This window comes from Christensenella tenuis, assembly GCF_014287795.1.
GTDB lineage: Bacteria > Bacillota > Clostridia > Christensenellales > Christensenellaceae > Christensenella > Christensenella tenuis.
The window spans coordinates 229020-247428 of record NZ_JACOON010000003.1 but is presented as its reverse complement, the minus strand read 5'-3'; the positions used below and the strand labels follow the sequence as shown (position 1 = coordinate 247428).

General features: G+C 48.0%; 19 protein-coding genes. 12 read left to right on the top strand and 7 right to left on the bottom strand.

Features of this window, described 5'->3' with window-relative positions:
• Positions 1–80: 80 nt before the first annotated feature.
• The 4 genes from H8S18_RS07100 to H8S18_RS07085 all read right to left on the bottom strand — a co-directional run bounded on the left by H8S18_RS07100 (position 81) and on the right by H8S18_RS07085 (position 4299).
• Positions 81–1010, bottom strand: a complete 930-nt coding sequence (locus tag H8S18_RS07100) for a GtrA family protein (RefSeq protein ID WP_186857619.1) — start codon at positions 1008–1010, stop codon at positions 81–83.
• 457 nt (positions 1011–1467) lie between these two features.
• Positions 1468–3723, bottom strand: coding sequence for a glycosyltransferase family 2 protein (locus H8S18_RS07095; RefSeq protein ID WP_186857618.1), 2256 nt, complete (start codon positions 3721–3723; stop codon positions 1468–1470).
• Between the two features lie 109 nt (positions 3724–3832).
• Positions 3833–4042 (bottom strand): hypothetical protein, encoded by a 210-nt coding sequence (locus H8S18_RS07090; protein ID WP_186857617.1) that lies wholly within the window; start codon positions 4040–4042, stop codon positions 3833–3835.
• A complete protein-coding gene (locus H8S18_RS07085; RefSeq protein ID WP_186857616.1) occupies positions 4039–4299 on the bottom strand; it encodes a hypothetical protein in 261 nt (86 codons plus the stop codon). The genes H8S18_RS07090 and H8S18_RS07085 overlap by 4 nt, the downstream gene beginning before the upstream one ends.
• Positions 4300–4471: 172 nt before the next feature.
• Between H8S18_RS07085 and H8S18_RS07080 the strand changes: the two genes are divergently transcribed.
• The 11 genes from H8S18_RS07080 (at position 4472) to H8S18_RS07030 (ending at position 11609) form a co-directional block, all read left to right on the top strand.
• The gene (locus H8S18_RS07080; protein ID WP_186857615.1) at positions 4472–4681 is read left to right on the top strand and encodes a hypothetical protein; all 210 of its coding nucleotides are present in this window, start codon (positions 4472–4474) and stop codon (positions 4679–4681) included.
• Between the two features lie 10 nt (positions 4682–4691).
• A complete protein-coding gene (locus H8S18_RS07075) occupies positions 4692–4922 on the top strand; it encodes a hypothetical protein (RefSeq protein ID WP_186857614.1) in 231 nt (76 codons plus the stop codon).
• A gap of 3 nt (positions 4923–4925) precedes the next feature.
• A complete protein-coding gene (locus tag H8S18_RS07070) occupies positions 4926–5621 on the top strand; it encodes a PAS domain-containing protein (protein WP_186857613.1) in 696 nt (231 codons plus the stop codon).
• Positions 5546–6076: a PP2C family protein-serine/threonine phosphatase gene (locus H8S18_RS07065; protein WP_207721686.1), complete on the top strand. Its 531-nt coding sequence runs from the start codon at positions 5546–5548 to the stop codon at positions 6074–6076. The genes H8S18_RS07070 and H8S18_RS07065 overlap by 76 nt, the downstream gene beginning before the upstream one ends.
• Before the next feature lie 17 nt (positions 6077–6093).
• A complete protein-coding gene (gene cdaA, locus H8S18_RS07060; protein WP_207721684.1) occupies positions 6094–6951 on the top strand; it encodes a diadenylate cyclase CdaA in 858 nt (285 codons plus the stop codon).
• The gene (locus tag H8S18_RS07055; protein ID WP_186857611.1) at positions 6948–8201 is read left to right on the top strand and encodes a CdaR family protein; all 1254 of its coding nucleotides are present in this window, start codon (positions 6948–6950) and stop codon (positions 8199–8201) included. Before cdaA ends, H8S18_RS07055 begins: the two co-directional genes overlap by 4 nt.
• Before the next feature lie 66 nt (positions 8202–8267).
• On the top strand, positions 8268–8951 hold the full coding sequence (locus H8S18_RS07050) for a hypothetical protein (protein ID WP_186857610.1): 684 nt from the start codon (positions 8268–8270) through the stop codon (positions 8949–8951).
• Positions 8952–9027: 76 nt separating this feature from the next.
• A complete protein-coding gene (locus tag H8S18_RS07045; RefSeq protein WP_186857609.1) occupies positions 9028–9234 on the top strand; it encodes a 4Fe-4S dicluster domain-containing protein in 207 nt (68 codons plus the stop codon).
• A gap of 35 nt (positions 9235–9269) precedes the next feature.
• Positions 9270–10331, top strand: a complete 1062-nt coding sequence (locus tag H8S18_RS07040) for a 3-methyl-2-oxobutanoate dehydrogenase subunit VorB (RefSeq protein ID WP_186857608.1) — start codon at positions 9270–9272, stop codon at positions 10329–10331.
• Position 10332: 1 nt separating this feature from the next.
• Positions 10333–11070: a thiamine pyrophosphate-dependent enzyme gene (locus tag H8S18_RS07035; protein ID WP_186857607.1), complete on the top strand. Its 738-nt coding sequence runs from the start codon at positions 10333–10335 to the stop codon at positions 11068–11070.
• 2 nt (positions 11071–11072) lie between these two features.
• A complete protein-coding gene (locus H8S18_RS07030; protein WP_186857606.1) occupies positions 11073–11609 on the top strand; it encodes a 2-oxoacid:acceptor oxidoreductase family protein in 537 nt (178 codons plus the stop codon).
• A gap of 549 nt (positions 11610–12158) precedes the next feature.
• On the opposite strand, the gene H8S18_RS07025 is transcribed toward H8S18_RS07030, so the two are convergent.
• Positions 12159–15329 carry a transglycosylase domain-containing protein gene (locus H8S18_RS07025; protein ID WP_186857605.1) on the bottom strand — a complete coding sequence of 1057 codons (3171 nt, stop codon included), beginning with the start codon at positions 15327–15329 and terminating at the stop codon, positions 12159–12161.
• 227 nt (positions 15330–15556) lie between these two features.
• On the opposite strand from H8S18_RS07025, the gene H8S18_RS07020 reads away from it, so the two are divergent.
• A complete protein-coding gene (locus H8S18_RS07020) occupies positions 15557–16288 on the top strand; it encodes a YebC/PmpR family DNA-binding transcriptional regulator (RefSeq protein ID WP_186857604.1) in 732 nt (243 codons plus the stop codon).
• A gap of 497 nt (positions 16289–16785) precedes the next feature.
• Here H8S18_RS07020 and H8S18_RS07015 read toward each other — a convergent pair whose 3' ends face one another.
• The gene (locus H8S18_RS07015; protein WP_186857603.1) at positions 16786–17547 is read right to left on the bottom strand and encodes an SDR family NAD(P)-dependent oxidoreductase; all 762 of its coding nucleotides are present in this window, start codon (positions 17545–17547) and stop codon (positions 16786–16788) included.
• A gap of 56 nt (positions 17548–17603) precedes the next feature.
• Positions 17604–18359 carry an SDR family NAD(P)-dependent oxidoreductase gene (locus H8S18_RS07010; RefSeq protein ID WP_186857602.1) on the bottom strand — a complete coding sequence of 252 codons (756 nt, stop codon included), beginning with the start codon at positions 18357–18359 and terminating at the stop codon, positions 17604–17606.
• Positions 18360–18409 lie beyond the last annotated feature (50 nt).

The window sequence follows — 18409 nt, the reverse complement described above, 5'->3', positions numbered from 1 at the left end:
CTACTCCTCGTTAATATTCTAGCTTATTATTAAACAGTCTCGGAATATGCGAAACATCTAATTTATACGCATATACAAGGTTATTTCAGCAGACCCTTGCTTTCCTTGAATACCCAATCCCGCTGGATTGTGAAACTTGCAAGGAAAATAACAAGATCCACAATGACCTTAAGCATCGTATTGACTGCATCGCCGCCGCCAAGGAGAGAACCAATGCCCCATACGAGCAGCCAGGAAGCGACAAGCTGCCCGACTGCAAGAATGACAAAACGCACCACGGCACCTGTGGATTTTGCATTGGAATTGAATACGGCTCCGCGGTTCAAAAGATAGGTTGCAATCGAACATAAGATACGCGACAGTACGGTTGCGGTTAAAATTTTAAACTCGTCATCCATACCGGAAAATAATTTCTGGAATATATAAAACGTGCCGATATCCACAAGATAGGCAATAAAAGCGGCAATACTGAACTTAATAAATACCTGATACAATTTTGTGGAGGAAAGGAGAATGCCCCATCCGGGCGCCGTACCCGCAGGCGACTTTACGCAGACGCCTTCCACCGCAATATTTTTAGACCGCGCCATAAGGGGAAGGTTTTGAAAAAAGGCCTTATCTTTTCCCTTGATGCAGGATATGAGCCCAAGGGACTCGCGGGACATTCCATAGAGCGAGGTCGTAATATCCCTTGCCTCGATTCCGGATAGAAAGCCATAAATATTCTGAGGAAGGGATTTTTTTTCAGGCAATACGCGTTCACCCAAATAGACCTTTGCCGGATCTGCAATCAAGGCGTCCGCAACCTTCAGGACATCGGCTGACGTAAAGCCATCGTCTGCCCGCAGGGTAAGAAAAAAGTTCGCTCTTGAATTTGCATAAGCATTCTTCAGGCTCTCACACAACCCCCTATCAGGGAAGCCGGTAACAATCATGCCGGCCTGCTTCAATTCCTGTTCTAAATTTTCGTTTTGCCCGAACAGCAGGACATTACAATTCTCGTAATTCATAATGGTATTATTCTATCACTGAACGTACGTTCATGCAATGAGCGCTGGAAAAAATTCGGGTCTGGATGGGAGATGAACTTATAGAAAAGCACTGTAATTTTTCATTGCCGTCTCTTGCTTCCAATCGAGAGATATTCAGCGTTTTTGCAGGTGAATTTCCCGAGAACTTTTTACTGGTATGCTTTTGCATGAGGCGGGTTCGGCCTTGTGCGGCCACCAGAGGCTGCGCGGATGAATAATAGAGCGCGGCCTTTCTAAAGAACGGGTGCGGGAAAAGCAGATTTTTCCTGAGCATGCTGCTGTAAATTTATTGCGCGCGTCAAGCCTTGTTACGGAATACCTTTTCATAATGCTGCCAAAACAGGATGCGGAAAAACAGGGATCAATTGAAAAACACCGGTATCCTGCCCGATACCGGTGTTTTAAGAAAAGCGGTTTTAATAACCCAGCCGGAAAACTATATCCCGTATTTTCTTTTTCCGGGATTAACGGAATAATCCTCTGCATTGTTTGCAAGGTTCGGATTATAAAATGGATCGTAGGGATATTTTTCATCCCACTTCGCAAGCCATTTTTTTTGCTCTTTCCGGGAACGTTCTATTTGCTCGGGCGTATCCTCGTAACCGCGCGTTTGGGATTCATAGTGATATAATTCGGCAAACGGGGTCCATACGATTAAGTATCCCTTTTCGCGGATTTTCAGGGAAAGGTCCACGTCGTTGTACGCAACGACAAATTGTTCGTCAAAGCCGCCTACCTCATGGAATACTTCCGCCCTCATCATTGCGCATGCCGCGGTTACACCCGATACGTTATGAGGAATGATCATCCGGGCGAACGATCCGACGTCATACCGGCTTAAATGCCTGTGTGAATGACCGGCAACCGGGCCAATTTTCAGGATGATGCCCCCGTGCTGGATCAGGTCGCTGGGATAATAGAGTTTGGCGCCGACCTGGCCGATTTCAGGACGCATGGCATGCATGGCCATCTGCTCAAGCCAATCGGGAGAAATGACAGAGACATCATTGTTGAGAAACAACAAAAGCTCTCCTCTGGCTTCCTGCGCAGCAAAGTTATTGAGCGCGGAATAGTTGAAGGGATGATTCCACTCAATGACACGGATCCGGGGATCTTCCTGTAGTTTTTTATAATATGCAAAAATTTCTTTTCTGGTACTGTTGTTCTCCACGACAATAATTTCATATCGGTCATACGTAGATTGCGACAGGATAGAATCAATGCAGCGCTGGAGCGTTTTTCTTTCATCCTTGTTTGGAATGATAATCGAAACCAAAGGATGAGGCGTGGGCAAATCATAGCTTGTGATGTAATAGTTGTCAAGCTGGCTGTCCTTTACGTGGGCGGTGGTAAGCCCTTTGCGCTTAAAAGATGCTTCGAGCGCCCTGCGCCCGGCTTCGACCGTATAACTTTTTGCACCGGAATCCAGCGCTGTGGAGCCTGCGGACACACGCCAATGATATAAAATATCTGGAATATGCCCGATTTTTTTTGCTTTTTCGGTCAGGCGCAGGAATAAATCGTAATCCTGCGCACCGTTAAATTCGGCCCGGAAAGAACCGACTTGATCCAAAAGGGATTTTTTGATGACCACAAAGTGCGTAATATAATTGAATGCATTGAACATATCGGGTGAAAAATCCGGTTTGAAAAAAGGCGCGAAACGTTCTTCGCCGTCTTCTGTGAGTTTATCTTCATCAGAATAAATAAAGTCGTAGTCACGGTTTTTATTCAGCATAAGGACATTGGAATAAAGGGCGTGCGGCGCCAGCGTATCGTCATGGTCAAGCAGAGCGATATATTCGCCGGTAGCCATTTTGATCGCCTCATTGGAATTGCCGGAAATCCCTTCGTTTTTTTCCAGCTTGCGGTATACGATACGGCTGTCTTCATAGGAAGCGGCGATTTCCCCGAGATTTTGAGCAGTGGTGCTGCCATCCGCGAGGCAAAGCTCCCAATTCGAATAGGTTTGGGCAGTTACGGAGTCAAGCATCTGCCGCAAAAAAATTTCCGGGGTATTATAAAGCGGAACGAGGATGCTGATTTTGGGCATGTAAGGAAATACGTGTGCCCGTTGTTTGGCCAGTTCCGCCCCGGTGGGATCGTTATTCTTCATCCAATGCAGGTATACCGCGTCGTGATTCATATAAATCCTGCACCCGACGCAGCCGCCGCCCTCAACCGTAAAGCCGTGCTTGCTTTTTTTGCGGTTTACGAGCACACCGCTTGACTGCATATCGGAAGTGAATTTAAAATAACAGGGAACCTGAAGGACGTTAACCACCGGCAGGAAACGAAAAGAAGTATATCCATTGTGGGCCACGCGGTCTGTTTTTGTTTCAAGCAATACGGTGCCGTCCGCCTTTGTGACAGTTAACGCAAGGGAAGCGTTGCCATGCGGGTTTTGCGTCAGGACATCAATGCGCCAAAAGTTCTGGAACCGTGGCTGCGTCATGAATGTGACAGTTTGCTCTGCACAAAATCCCTTTGCGTGCCCGGGATCCTTTACAAACGATTCGTTAATGATGACGTCTTTACTTTGCATCGCGGCGGCGTTGCCATAGGTCATCTTTTCACGAACCTTATAAAAAAAATAACCTAAGCCATAATCCCTGATGATGGCAAAGGCGCGGTTCCATTTTTGTTTGCTTAACCGCTTGGTAACACTGCGTAAATTAGAAAGTTTTGACATGTAGTTCCTCCGGAGTAGATTTAAAATATTTCTCAATGCTGCAACTGGAAAACAGAACCTCCTGTGCCACGGCATGCACTCGGGCAAAACGCCGGGAAGGAGGAACAGTTTATATAAATGCACTGTAAACTAATTTATAAAGCAGGATCATTCCGCCGATAAAGGCGAATGTTCCGAACAGGGCAATCCAGAACGACTTCGGGACTTTTTTTTGTTCTTCTTTTTCGGCTTCCTCAAAGTCTTCGAGCTGCGCTTTGCATTTGGGGCAATATTCGGCCGAATCTTCAAATTTTGTATGGCAAAGGGGACATATTTTCATGATTGATCTCCATCATCATTATCGTTAAGACGCCGGCGCTCCCGGCGGTAGTATTTAAGCAGGATCCCAAATAAAACGGACAATCCGGCTATCGCAATGGCGCCCATGAGAATACTGCTCGATAAGAAAACACTGCTTAGAACAAAACAGGCATATGAAAAAACGCTCAGCTTTGAAAGACCATGCCGCAGCAGTTCAATCAAAAGAAGCACGACGCCTGCAAAAAAAGCGATTGTGCCGATTGTCTGATAATTCATCCATAGTATCATATCCATTGCAAATACCTTGAATCCATTATAGCATGGCGGGGAGGTTCAATAAAGCATGGACACAAAAAATTTACGGAAATTTTGTTAACAAAGCAGGGGGTTTATGTTACTATTATAATAAACATGGGTATCTGGAGACAGATGGCAAAAGGCGGAAACAATGGATATTATCGACCATACGCTGGCGTTTGCCCAGCGTGAGGATAAACCTGTGATCGTCGTTTATCAAGGCAAAAAAGGAATTACCCAACGACGGGTTTATATACGCAGCGTTGCAGGAGAAAAAATAACGGTATATTGCACGCAAAAAAAGGCGATTCGTGTATTTGACAGGACGGGGGTTCTGTCCGCGGTACTTGCGGATGAGTAGGGATTGAACGATGAAAGAAAAAAGTGAAGAAAAAAAACGTGAAACGCTGAACGAACTGGACGAAAAGATGCGGGAGTTTGCAAAGGAGCGCCAGAAGCTGAACCAAATGAGCTCCGAACGGATTGCGCTGGGTAAACCTCTGACAGACGGAGAACTCTTAAGGCAAAACAGGACCTGCGATGAAATTGGCGTTACAATTACGCAGTTGCAGGAATTCCTGGACGAAATTGAAGGAGACTGATTTTTGAACCATGTAAGTTACAGCACAGAATATATGTCTTCAATCATCAATGCGATGAGCGACATGGTGCGCGTCATCGGCAGGGATGGGCGGGTTCTGATGACAAACAGTGCTTTTGATGAGCGTTTCGGATACGAAGAGGGAATGGAGTGTTATACGCCGTTCCAACAGGATACGAGGTGCGAACGCTGCCTATCGCGCGAAGTGATGCTGTCCGGAGAAACCCAAAGGCTCACGCGTAAGATGTCCGGGAGGGTGTATTCGGTGACGGTATCACCCCTGAAAGATAAGGAAGGAAAAACAATAGCGGCAGTGGAGGTCTTCCGGGATATCACGCTCGATTATAATATCAAGCAGAACCTCCTGATGCAAAATGCGAAAATGCAAAAGGACCTGCAGCTTGCACGGAAATTGCAGGAAGCGCTTGTGGAAGGCGCGCTGCCAAAAGTTGGCGGCGACTATGAACTTACCGCGGGCTTTTTTCCCTGCGAGGCTGTGGGTGGGGATATTTATGATTGCACTGTCTATGACGATAAACTCGTAATGTATGTGGCGGACGTATCCGGGCATGGCGTGATGCCGGCAATGCTCGCGGTCTTTTTCTCGCGCGTCGTGCGCGCTGCATGCCCTCATTCAGCAATACTCCTGCCGCAGTACTGGTGGTCTTTTTCTCGCGCGTCGTGCGCGCTGCATGCCTGACGGGTAACTTCCTGCCGTCGGAAATCCTGGGATATGCGGAAAAGGAATATCTGGACCTTAACCTTTCCGATTCAATTTATATTACGGCCTTTATTACGGTGATTGACCTGAAAACAAACCGGGCAGCCTATTCCAACGCCGGTTTTTCAGTGATGCCCGTTGTTTACCACGAAGGCAATTTTGAGGAATTATACATGCCTTCCCATCCGCTTTGCGACTGGTTTGGGGAGGAAGAATTCAAGGATGGTTTTTTTGAATTCAAAAAAGGGATGCGAATGCTGATCTATACAGACGGGGTAGATAATATCCATAGCGATCCCAAAGTGAAAGACAGGCTGTTTGAACTTTTGGCAAAAGAGGACTTCAGCAGCAGGCAGTTCATCAGTGAAGTCCGGGAAGAACTGCACAGCAAGCCGGAGGATGACCTCACGATGCTGCTGTGCGTGAAGAAATAACAACGGGGGATTCTGGTTTGACGGATTTTTGGAGCCCGCTCAAAAATAGCCTGATGGCGTTCAACTGGGTAGATGCGGTAGACATTATCATCGTTGCGCTGATATTATATTGGCTGATTAAACTGTTTTCCAAAACACGGGCGATTCGTGTGCTGATTGGCCTTGGGGTCATTCTCATTTTAGCACGTGTTTTTGTAGCGCTGGGCCTGCAAACGACCACATGGCTGATGAATGCGGTTATCTCCGCCGGCGCCGTTGCGATCGTGATCCTGTTCCAACCTGAAATACGCCGTGCGCTCGAAGCGCTCGGGCGCGGCAAGATCTTTAGTTTTGCGACTAAATCGCGAATTGAAGTGCAGAACGCCGAACATATCATTGAGGAAATTTCCCGCGCAGTCCTGAATATGTCCAAGCAGAAGGTAGGCGCGATTCTTGTGTTTGAGCGAAAAACAGGACTTGCGGACGTACTCGATTCCGGGACAATGCTGGATGCGGATATTTCAAGCGAACTGATTGAAAATATTTTTTATCCCAATACGCCCCTGCACGACGGAGCCATGATTCTGCGGGATGACCGTATCGTTGCGGCGGGATGTTTCCTGCCCCTTTCAGATAATAAGCAAGTTGCGCAGGAACTGGGCACGCGCCACCGGGCGTCGCTTGGAATTTCAGAGGTGTCGGATGCATATGTGATCGTGGTTTCGGAAGAAAAAGGAATTATTTCTTTTGCATATGACGGCGTTTTGAAACGATATATTGATGCCAAAGCCCTGAAAGAAATTCTAGGGGAACTTTATATGCCCCAGCCGGAAAACAAAGATCAGGGCAAAATTCCTTCCTTTAAATTTAAACGGAAGGTGGGTGATGACAAATGAACAAATTTGTTGCGGTCGTAAAACGTCTTTTTGTCCAAAATTGGAAGATGAAACTGATTGCGCTTATTTTTGCTTTTGTCTTGTGGAGTTTTGTCATTGCCGAAGAAAATCCGACCAAGACAAAAATTTTCCGGGATATCCCGGTGACGTATACGGCAGCCGACGAGTTGAAGCAAAAAGGCCTCACTTCCTCAAAGCCGTTGACAGAGATTTTGAGCGCGGTGACAGTGACGGCAGAAGCGCCTGCAAACGCTTTAGAATACCTGAATGAAAATATGATTCAGGTTTCCGTGGATCTATCGAAAATCGATTCGGCAGGCACATATACGCTGCAGCTAAAAAGGACGACTACACTCAGCCAAAGCAGGATTGTGAGTATAGAACCGTCAACCGTTACGATCGATGTGGAGGAAATCGTAACGCGGAGCGTCCCCATTGATGTGCAGCTTACAGGTGAGCAGGAAGGATTCTATTACGGAGAGCCCGTTCTCGAATCGTCCACAATTGACGTGATAGGAGCACGTTCCAACGTTGACAGCGTTGCCAAAGCAATTTGCAAGATTGACGTCGAACAGATGACGGAGCCGACCACGGCAAGTTATAATGTGGAATATGTGGCAAACAATGGCGACCCGATCGCCAGCAATAATTTTACGGGCAGCAGCTCTATTATTGTGGAATTGCCCGTCTATCCGCAAAAAGAGGTGCCTATTGACCTTGAAACGGTGCGGAATACCACGTCTGGCCTTGCGGAAGGATATGAAATTACCAATGTGACGGTAGAGCCGCAGAATGTGAATATTGCGGGTAAGCTGGAGGATATTGAATTGCTGGAATCGGCCACGCTTGAGCCGATCGTTCTCGACAATGCGGCAGGGGATACGATTGTCGAAGCAAACGTAAAACTGCCCGAAGGCGTGATTGCGACTGTACCGGCTAAAGTACAGGTGCAGTTTACGATTACGCAGCCGGAACTCAGCCAGACATATTCGGCGATGCGGATTGAGGCAAAAAACCTCGAGGATGATAACCTGGAAGTGGCGATTACGCCTTCTGCCGTTGATGTTACGGTATATGGTACGCAGGGGGCGCTTGATTCTTTTTCAGCGTCAATGCTGAATCCTTTCGTGGACCTTACGGGGCTGGGGAAAGGAATTCATCAGAATGTGCCGGTGAAGTTCGAAAACGAACCGGATCTTGGCGTAAGGCCCGTATCGTCCAGTGCGACGGTGACGGTAACAATCAGCTGAACATAAAACTCAATTGAAGGCAAGCAAGGGCACCGTAACGGTGCCCTTGCCATGCAGGAGGAAAGAATGAAAAGATTTAATATTTTTGCTGGAAATTATGGCAGTGGAAAAACGGAAATCTCGCTTAATACGGCTTTGGCGCTGGCAGAGCGCGGGAATACTACCTTGGTGGATATGGATGTTGTAAACCCGTATTTCCGAAGCGCGGAGAGTGAGACGCTCCTTGCGGACCACGGTATACGCCTGATTGCGCCGCCGTATGCCAATACAAACGTAGATGTTCCGGTACTGTCCGCAGAGGTGATGGCCGCGTTTGAGAGTGAAACAGCAGTATTTGACGCGGGCGGCGACCCGGTTGGGGCGGCTGCACTCGGCGGACTTTTGGCACAATTCAACACACATAGGAATGAAACGATGCTGTATTATGTCGTCAACGCGCGCAGGCCCTTGCAGCAGACGGCTCCGGAAATCATTGAAATGATGGAGCAAATCAGCGGGCGCATCCGGCTTCAGGTGGACGGCCTGATTAACAATACCAATCTTGGCCGCGAAACCACGACGGCGGATCTTGCATACGGACAGGAGATTTGCGAAGAGGTAAGCCGCCAAACAGGCGTGCCGGTTTTATACATTGCGGGCAAACCGGAAATACTTGCCGGGTTTCGGCCGCAGGGCGGGAATATCCCGGAGATACCGCTTACCATATATACTTTTCCCGACTGGCTTGTTGACGATATACATGAAAAGTGATATCCTAAAAGGAAGCGTTTTTGAGCGTTTTTTTGCAGCATAAACGAAAAAATAACCATAAAAAAGGTGAGAAACAATGGCAAAATTAACAATTTATGAGGATACGTGCAAGGGATGCGGCCTGTGCATCGGGGCGTGCCCAAAGGAACTTTTGGCGATCGATAAGTCGCACCTCAATGCGAAGGGGTATCACCCAATCGGCATCGAGCATATGGAGGAATGCATCGGCTGCGCGTCATGTGCGAGAATGTGCCCGGACTGTGCGCTCGAAGTAGACAGATAAGAAATTATTTTATTTTTAGGATAAGGTGGATTTATATGGCAAAGGTATTAATGAAAGGAAACGAGGCGATAGCCGAAGCGGCCATCAAAGCAGGATGCACGCATTATTTCGGTTATCCGATTACGCCTCAGAATCAGATTCCTGAGTATATGTCCAAACGTATGCCTCAGGTGGGTGGAACGTTCATCCAGGCGGAAAGCGAAGTATCGGCGATCAACATGGTGTATGGAGCCGCGGGCGCAGGCGCCCGGGCAATGACGTCGTCTTCTTCCCCGGGAATCAGCTTGAAGCAGGAAGGACTCAGCTACATTGCGTGTGCGCAGCTTCCTTGTGTCGTTGTAAACATGATTCGCTCCGGCCCCGGCCTCGGCGGGATCCTTCCTTCGCAGGGAGACTATTTCCAGGCGACGAAGGGCGGCGGACACGGAGATTACCACCTGGTAGTACTCGCGCCGTCAGGCGTACAGGAAGCGGCTGACCTTGTAGCGGAGGCCTTTGACATTGCAGATGAGTACCGGATTCCGGTTATGATCCTTGGGGACGGTATGATCGGACAGATGATGGAACCGGTAGAGTTTAAAAAACATGAAGGACGCGAGCTGCCCGAAAAGACGTGGGCGGCAAACGGCTGGAAGAATAAGAACCATGCGCGCCGCGTCGTCAATTCTCTGTATATCGAGGCGGAGGCGATGGAAGAGGTAAACCGTCAGCTGCAGGAGAAATATGCGGAAATTACAAAGAAGGAAACGCGCGTACAGGAGTTTATGACGGAGGATGCAGATTACATCATCGCGGCATTCGGTACGACGGCACGTATTGCGAAAAACGCTGCCCTAAAGGCACGGGAGATGGGAATCAAGGTTGGCGTGATCCGGCCGATTACCCTTTGGCCTTTCCCGGCGGAAGCGTTTGCACAGGCAGCGGAGCATGTGAAAGGGATTCTGTGCGTAGAAATGAATACGGGACAGATGGTCGAAGATGTGAAGCTTTCGGTGAACGGAAAGGTTCCGGTAGAATTTTATGGCACGACAGGCGGTTTTGTGCCGACTCCGGCGGCTGTTGTCGACGCATTGGAAAAATTGAAGGAGGGCAAATAAGATGGCTAAGGTATTTGAAAAGACGAAAATGCTGACAGACGTGCCCTTCCATTATTGCCCGGGATGTACGCACGGCATTATACACCGGTTGGTTGCCGAATGCATTGAGGAACTTGGAATGCAGGATAAAGCGGTGGGCGTTGCACCGGTCGGCTGCGCAGTATTTGCGTATAATTATTTTGACTGTGATATGATGGAGGCCGCCCATGGACGCGCGCCGGCTGTGGCGACGGGGATTAAGCGCGCCTGCCCGGACGACCTCGTATTTACTTATCAGGGGGACGGGGATCTTGCATCGATCGGCACGGCGGAGATTGTGCACGCCGCCGCACGCGGAGAAAAGATCACGACAATTTTTGTTAATAATGCAATCTATGGTATGACGGGCGGACAGATGGCGCCGACGACACTTGTCGGCCAGGTTACGACAACTTCACCTTATGGAAGGAATGCGGAAACGCAGGGGATGCCGGTAAAGATGGCGGAAATGCTCGCCACGCTCGACGGAGCATATTACATCGAGCGGACTTCCGTGCATAATGTGCCGAATATTGTAAAAACAAAAAAGGCGATCAAGAAAGCATTTCAATACCAGATGGAAGGGAAAGGCTTCTCCATTGTGGAAATCCTGTCCACCTGCCCGACAAACTGGGGATTGAGTCCGGTGGAAGCGCTGAAATGGCTGGAAGATAACATGATTCCGCAATATCCTCTGGGCGTAACAAAGGAGGGCAGATAATCATGACAGAACAGATTATTTTGGCGGGATTCGGCGGACAGGGCGTATTGCTCGCCGGACAGATCATCGCATATGCGGGCATGAACGAAGGGAAAAACGTATCGTGGCTTCCCTCTTATGGGCCGGAAATGCGCGGCGGCACGGCGAACTGCAATGTAGTTGTGTCGGACGAAGAAGTAGGCTCGCCCGTTGTGGTCGAGGCGGATTGCCTGATTGTGATGAACAGGCCGTCGCTTGAGAAATATGAGAAAGATTTGAAGCCGGGCGGACTTTTGCTGCTGGATTCCGACCTGATAGAGATAGAGCCTACGCGCAGTGATATTAAAGTAATCAAAGTTCCGGCAAATTCACTTGCTGAGCAGGCAGGAAGTATTAAGGCGGCGAACATGGTGATGTTGGGCGCATACAATGCATGCGCTCACGTTGTGCAAAACAAGACCATCATTGAATGCCTTGAAAAAATCATGGGGGAAAAGAAAGCACATTTGATCCCAATGAACGAACAGGCGCTTGAGCTTGGAGCACAAGCTGCAAAATAAAGATATGGAAGAGCAAAAGGAACCGCGATGCGGTTCTTTTTTGCATACTGAAGTAGCCGCATGGCTGCAAAAGGATTAAGCGAGGAACAGAAACCATTATTTTTAAAAAATATAATATGCTAAACTGTTGTAGAGTATACCAGCCAAAAAGTAAATAATTGGCGGGTTAACGCCTGTGGATTGAAATAATCAAGTTATGAACGAAGAAGAGACAGAGATTGCTGTTCTGAAAAAAAATAGCAAGCTCTTCCTTACTTTTGCCAGTAGGATTATAAGGAAGAAGAGGCAGGGACAGGTAAAAAAAGAATTCAGGCGGTTATGTAAATGAACGGAGTGAGAATTGAGATATATCCAGGCCATATGGGGAATACCGAATTCTATGGAGTATCGGAAAGGGAAAGGCCGGTCAACGTTATACCGGAAATTTGGCGGGAAGCTCGCGTTTATTTAAAAACCGGGAATGGAAAAAGCATACTAAAAAACCTTCTGCCGTTTTCTATTGATGGCAGAAGGTTTTTTATCACATTCCAATTTCCAATGACAAATCAATTATTCGCCTTCAGGAACGGGCGTAGGTGAGGGTTCCGGTTCCACTGGGTCGGGATCCGGGGCCACGGGAACCGAAGGAGCCGGTACCGCAGGAGTGGGCGATGCGGTTGGGAGCTGGATATGCTCGAGGTTGCAATCCTGCGTAGGATCGGCGGCAAGGGAGCCGTCCTCGTTTGTCGTTACCGAAAGGCCGCCGCCGGAACGCCAACCATAATAAGGCGAACCTTCCGCAAAGGTGCGGTAGCTAACGGGATAACTCCACGCTTTATCTTCGGGACATTTACCCTCAACAAAACGCATATTAGATTCACCGCACATCTTGATTGGATCGCTTGAGACAGATACGCAAACATCACATTCTTCATTAAGAAGCGGACTATCTGCCGGCATCAATGCAGTGACTGGTGAACAAGCACTGCTGCCCGGCTTCTTGTTCGAATATTTGCATACGGTGGTTTCGATGAGGCCGTAATCCTCATAGGTGCCGGACATGATCTCTTTATCTTCCAGATTTTCGTGGATTTTCTGCATATAGGCTTTCCATAGAGGAGCGCTCGTATGCACGGAAGAACCGCCCATGCCCTGTAGATTTTCATCATTTCCGATCCATAAGGTAGAAGTATAGTAAGGGGTATAACCTGCAAAATACACTCCCATATTGTCTGCGTTGGTTCCCGTTTTTCCGGCTGTTGTCATATTGTCGAGACGTGCTTCATATCCCGTGCCGGATTTAACGGCTTCTTCAAGCGCTTCGGTCAGCATGAAACAAGTGGAAGGCTTGAAGGCCTCATGCACTTCACGGTCGGTTTCAGTATCGATTACAACATTTTTATTTGAATCGAGCACCTTCGTGAAGGAGACGGGCTGCCTGTATTCACCGCCGTAAGCAATTGTAGCATATGCGCCTGCCATTTCGATGGGGGTAATATTGGAGCCGCCCATTGCGAGGCCGGAACCCGTTGCCGTTCCTTCCAGACTGGCTTCGGATACGCCCAGCTTATAGAGATATTCCACAGACGTAGGAACGGTAACGTAGTTCATGATCGTCTGAGCCGCCGCAATATTGAGCGAATGAACGATGGCATCTTCAATCGTAATAGGACCTTCGGATAATTCACCCTGCCATTTCGGATAAGTAGGCTGGCCATCATCGCCCAGCCATCCATTGATATCCTGTTTGATATAGGGTACGTACGAAGTCAACCCATAACCAAGTTCGAACGCGGGGCCGTACACGGCAATCGGTTTTGCGGACGAACCGACCTGCTTGTTTCCGTCGTAAGCACGGTTGAATGTTTTCATTTTATCCGGTGTCGTACGCGAACCGATGATCGCCTTCAAATTCCCGGTTGAGTTTTCCACCACGACGGCAGTTGCCTGCGGCTGGATGACTTCATAAGTATTCCCATCCGTATCCGTTTTAACGATAGGGTCCATGTCGGGATAATTATCCCAATTGGCAAGGGTATCCTGTACGGTTTGCTGCATGTTCGTATCAATGGTGGCGTAAATCTGGTAGCCGCCTGTGCGCAGTTCCTTGTCAACCTTTTGGCGGTTCGCCGCCGTATGTTCCAGGCCTTCCTTGTCCATCATAAAGTTCTGGACGTCGTAAATCATGTACTCAATAAAATGGGGATAAGGGTAGAGGGAATTCACAGGTGATTCCGAAAGAATATTCATCTCCGCTTTCCAGATATCGAGATATCCGTCCTTCAGGACCATATCCGCATCTTCCTTAAGACTCCACGTGCCGTCCTCATTTTGTTCAAGACAACTGGCGGCAAGGTATTCTTCTGCCGGGGTGACAATTTCGTCATATTGTTCCTTGGTAATATCGCCGTTCCAATACATGCGTTCCGCAATAATATTCATACGGTTTATCAGTCCGGGCAAATTATCGGTTTTGGTATAGGTGGCGCGCCGCGGACTATATTTTGTAGGATTTTGCGTAATGGCAGCGATACAAACCATTTCCCGGAGATTGAGATCGGAGAGCTCCTTGCCAAAATAATCCTTGGCTGCGGCCTTGACGCCGTACACAGTGCCGCCGAGAGGAATTGCATTCAAATAGGCCTCCAGGATTTCATCCTTGCTGTATGTTTTTTCAAGCTCCGTTGCAAGATATGCTTCCTGCAGCTTGCGCTTGTAAGACCGTTCATTGGTCAGAAGTTCGTTTTTCACAAGCTGTTGGGTAATCGTGCTTCCGCCTTCTGTTTTGCTGGAGGAAAGATTGGATACAAACGCGCCCAAAAGACGGCGGAAATCTACGCCGTTATGTTGGTAAAACCGAATATCTTCTACCGCAATTACAGCGTTTTGCAAATCCTTCGGGATTTCTTCAAGGTTGGCCCATTCCCGGTTTTCAAGACCGGTATAGGTTGCAAGTTCCACTCCTTCGGAATCATAAATTTTTGTATTTTGGCTTTGGTTTTCTATTTTGGAAACGTCAAGTTCAGGCGTTGTTCCAAGATAAGCGTTTGCAACGCCCATCACGGAACCGAATACAATCGCTATGGCCACAATAATGGCAACAAAAGACATCTTGATTGTGGTGAGGATTACGCCAAGCGCAAAATTTGGTTTTTTATCGCGCGGCTTAAAAATAGACCGTTTTCCCATAGCGGGAACAGGCTGTGTTAGTTCTTTTTCAGGAGCCGGCTTGTTACCTTGAGGATGCAGCGGTCTTTTCACCATGTCGGGGGAAAACTGCCTCGTCATATCGTCTGTGAAAATAACGGTTTCTTCAGTCGGGGATTCCGGTGTTTTTCTGGGAGCTTGCTGCTTTGCCTGCGGTACTTTTTTATTGTCCTGCTTTGGCCGTACCGGTTTTCCTGTCTGCTGGCTTGGCCGCACGGGCCCCGCGTTTTTTGTTTTTTGCTTTTTGGGAACAGACAGGATCTCGATCGACTGCGTTTTTTCTGCGTCGGGAGTTTGTTCTGATGGGAAACCAGGGCGAACAGGACGGGCAGGCTTCACCTTTGCCACAGTTTTTTCAGGGACACCTTTTTTGGCGGCAGATGTTTTGCCTTTTGCATTTTCTTCGTCAACCGCAAAGGCATTCTTTATTTTAGAGCCAAATTCCCCCAGTTTCTTCCCAATGGATTTTACTGCGTTTTTGGCTTTGCCGCCCAATTCTTTTGTTTTATCCTGAAACTCTTTTTTGGGAGCCATAAGATTCGTTACCTCCATCGCACGGCAAGGCATGCCGACCATGCGTATATTGCGTATATATAGAGATATTTTAGCATAAAACAGCGGTTAAAGAAATGATTTTCACAAATTATTCATAGTTGGCGGCGGCGTGACATTTACAAGAAACCTAAGTTATGGTACTATCATTAGGGTAACGAAAGGGGAGACTTCCCCATATATATAAGAATATATTTGAGGTGAATTTTATGTCCGGGCATTCCAAATGGTCAACAATCAAAAACAAGAAAGGTAAGGCCGATGCAGCACGCGGCAAAATTTTTACAAAAATAGGCAGAGAGCTTGCGGTGGCGGTGAAGCTCGGCGGACCGGATCCTGCGAGTAATTCGCGGTTGCGGGATGTTATTGCGAAAGCAAAAGCAAATAATATGCCGAATGATAATATCAACCGTTCCATTAAAAAGGCTTCAGGTGAACTCGGGAGTATCAACTATGAGGAGTTGACTTACGAAGGGTATGGTATTGGAGGCGTCGCGGTTATTGTGGAAACAATGACGGATAACAAAAACAGGACGGTTGGTGAAGTGCGGCATGCGTTCGATAAGTTTGGCGGCTCGCTTGGTACCAATGGAAGCGTAGCGTTTATGTTTGATAAAAAGGGCGTTATTGTTATCGATACGGAAGCGGGTGACGAAGACAGCATAATGGAAGCGGCGCTCGAAGCGGGAGCAGAAGATTTTTCGGCCGAAGACGGCGCCTATGAAATCACTACGGCACCTGAAGATTTTTCAGCGGTACGTGAAGCGCTCGAAGGGCAGGGCTATGAATTCCTGTCGGCAGAAATCGATATGGTTCCGCAGACCATGACGTCTCTTTCGGAAGAGCAGCAAAAGCAGTTTGAAAAGATGCTGGATATGCTTGAGGACAACGACGACGTGCAGAATGTGTACCACAACGCAGATATGCCCGACGGGGAGTAAAAAAGCGGTTGTAGAGCGGTTTCAACTGTATCACTCCACATAGTACAGTGCAGATAGCGATGTACACGCGGCAGGCGGCGTTTGGTATGCGTTATGCGGCAGGTGAGTTATGACGTACAGCCCGAACCTCTTAATATCTTGTATAAAGGCAGGATATTAGGAGGTTTTTGTTTATGAAAGCGTAAGCGGTATTGAAAGAATTTATTTTGAATTATGAAATGCGGGAATTATCTAAAAAGACAGTCAAGGGGCATTAAGAGCCTACTTTCCATCCCTCTGCGGGATTAGCGAAAAATTCCGGGAAAGTATGCCGCAGTCCGAATACTGAAAGAACGACTTTAGAATAGCATGGTATATCTGGAATAAATGATTATAACCATGAGAAAACAACCTGGACTTCTAAAAGCAGTATGAAAGGAGGCGGCGGAGCGCAGCAAAAGTGCTTTGTGGCAGGAAAGCGTGGTAAATGAAAGCTGAGGCAGCAAAAAAACTGTACTTTATTTCATTGCGTCCCAAAGTGTCATTACTGAGCTAACCGGAAGAATTTTTGCAAAAAAAAGGTGAAGTTTATTAAAAACTCCATACACGGAAAGATCCCGTCCCCGCTGCGCGTCCTTAATCGCCCGTGCGACAACATTCTGGGTCAGGGAAGGAAAAAAGAAGTTTTGCACTGCGTTTGCATCCGCATTTTTTCTGGCTACATCAAAAAATTCGGTTTTTGTCCATCCGGGACACACCGCTGTTACCGTTACGCCGCGTTTTCCAAGTTCGCGGCTGAGTGCCCGCGAATAACTTAGGACAAAGGCTTTTGTCGCAGCATAGATATTCATATCGGGAAGGGGCTGGAATGCCGCGGTAGACGCAATCTCGAGGATATGACCGCCGGATTCCATATAGGGGATTGCGGCGAGGGTCATCTGTGTCAGGGCACGCACGTTAAGATCGATCATTGCGAGGGAATCCGTTTCGTTTACGGCATCGAACGCCCCAAACTTAGCAAAGCCTGAACAATTCGCAAGGTAGCGGATATTGGGATGCTCTGTGGAGAGGGCTTTTTTGATTTGAACAATGCCGGCAGGCTGCGTCAGGTCGCAGGCAAAAATGCGCAGGGGAGTGGCAACTTCGCCTGCGAGTTCCTTTAAACGTTCCTCCCTGCGTGCGGCAACCCATATCTGTCCAAGGCCGCCAAGGGCAGAAAGCTGCTTTACGAATTCTTTTCCCATACCGGAAGATGCGCCTGTTACAATCGCGATTTCCAATTTCTGTTCCTCCTTTGCCTTATATACACCGATAAACAAAAGGAAAAAAGAAAAAACTATTTTCCCTGCTTCCCTTTCTGGACAGCATATGCCATCTTCGCGACGATGCTGTCCGGCAAAAGTTTTGAGAAGAAATGAGCGGCTTTCATGACTGCCCCGGGGACGATCACCGTTTTGCCGCAAAACATCTTTTTGACAGCATATTTTGCGACATATTCGGAAGAAAGACCATTCATGCCGAATTGTACGCCCGCGGTAGCATTGAACTCCGTGTTGACGGGTCCGGGGCACAAAGCGCCAATATATACGTTTCGGCCCGCCTTCCGGAGTTCTTCACGGATCCCCTGCGTGAGGCGGAGAACATATGCCTTGGAAGCATAGTAGGAGGCGAACAAAGGCCCGGGCATAAAACCAGCCGAAGAAGCGACGTTTAGAATAAATCCATTATTTTTTCGTATAAAATTTTTCAGGAACAGCTTGGTGAGAATATGCACGGAAAAGATATTTACGTCGAGCATGCTGATTTCCTGCGAAAGATCTGTTTCATTGAACGCGCCAAAGACGCCGTATCCCGCATTGTTGACCAGGATATCGACATCCTCCTCCTGCGTTTCTTCATAAAGGCGCAGGCATTCTTCCTGCTTGGATAGGTCTGCCGCAATGATGCGGACATTCGTTGGAATTTTTTCTTTGAGTGCAAGAAGGCGTTCTTCGCGTCTTGCGCTGACGATCAGGTCACAGCCACGGCCTGCGAGTTCATATGCGATATCCCGGCCGATTCCCGAGCTTGCGCCCGTAATAAGTGCTTTCATTGATTCCTCCTGCTGCATTTTATTGCATTTTTGCCAATGACCGCGGAAAA

Coding starts and splice junctions, on each gene's coding strand:
- H8S18_RS07100 (WP_186857619.1), bottom strand. CDS start 1,010: ATGAATTACGAGAATTGTAATGTCCTGCTGTTCGGGCAAAACGAAAAT.
- H8S18_RS07095 (WP_186857618.1), bottom strand. CDS start 3,723: ATGTCAAAACTTTCTAATTTACGCAGTGTTACCAAGCGGTTAAGCAAA.
- H8S18_RS07090 (WP_186857617.1), bottom strand. CDS start 4,042: ATGAAAATATGTCCCCTTTGCCATACAAAATTTGAAGATTCGGCCGAA.
- H8S18_RS07085 (WP_186857616.1), bottom strand. CDS start 4,299: ATGAATTATCAGACAATCGGCACAATCGCTTTTTTTGCAGGCGTCGTG.
- H8S18_RS07080 (WP_186857615.1), top strand. CDS start 4,472: ATGGATATTATCGACCATACGCTGGCGTTTGCCCAGCGTGAGGATAAA.
- H8S18_RS07075 (WP_186857614.1), top strand. CDS start 4,692: ATGAAAGAAAAAAGTGAAGAAAAAAAACGTGAAACGCTGAACGAACTG.
- H8S18_RS07065 (WP_207721686.1), top strand. CDS start 5,546: ATGCCCTCATTCAGCAATACTCCTGCCGCAGTACTGGTGGTCTTTTTC.
- H8S18_RS07055 (WP_186857611.1), top strand. CDS start 6,948: ATGAACAAATTTGTTGCGGTCGTAAAACGTCTTTTTGTCCAAAATTGG.
- H8S18_RS07050 (WP_186857610.1), top strand. CDS start 8,268: ATGAAAAGATTTAATATTTTTGCTGGAAATTATGGCAGTGGAAAAACG.
- H8S18_RS07045 (WP_186857609.1), top strand. CDS start 9,028: ATGGCAAAATTAACAATTTATGAGGATACGTGCAAGGGATGCGGCCTG.
- H8S18_RS07040 (WP_186857608.1), top strand. CDS start 9,270: ATGGCAAAGGTATTAATGAAAGGAAACGAGGCGATAGCCGAAGCGGCC.
- H8S18_RS07035 (WP_186857607.1), top strand. CDS start 10,333: ATGGCTAAGGTATTTGAAAAGACGAAAATGCTGACAGACGTGCCCTTC.
- H8S18_RS07030 (WP_186857606.1), top strand. CDS start 11,073: ATGACAGAACAGATTATTTTGGCGGGATTCGGCGGACAGGGCGTATTG.
- H8S18_RS07025 (WP_186857605.1), bottom strand. CDS start 15,329: ATGGCTCCCAAAAAAGAGTTTCAGGATAAAACAAAAGAATTGGGCGGC.
- H8S18_RS07020 (WP_186857604.1), top strand. CDS start 15,557: ATGTCCGGGCATTCCAAATGGTCAACAATCAAAAACAAGAAAGGTAAG.
- H8S18_RS07010 (WP_186857602.1), bottom strand. CDS start 18,359: ATGAAAGCACTTATTACGGGCGCAAGCTCGGGAATCGGCCGGGATATC.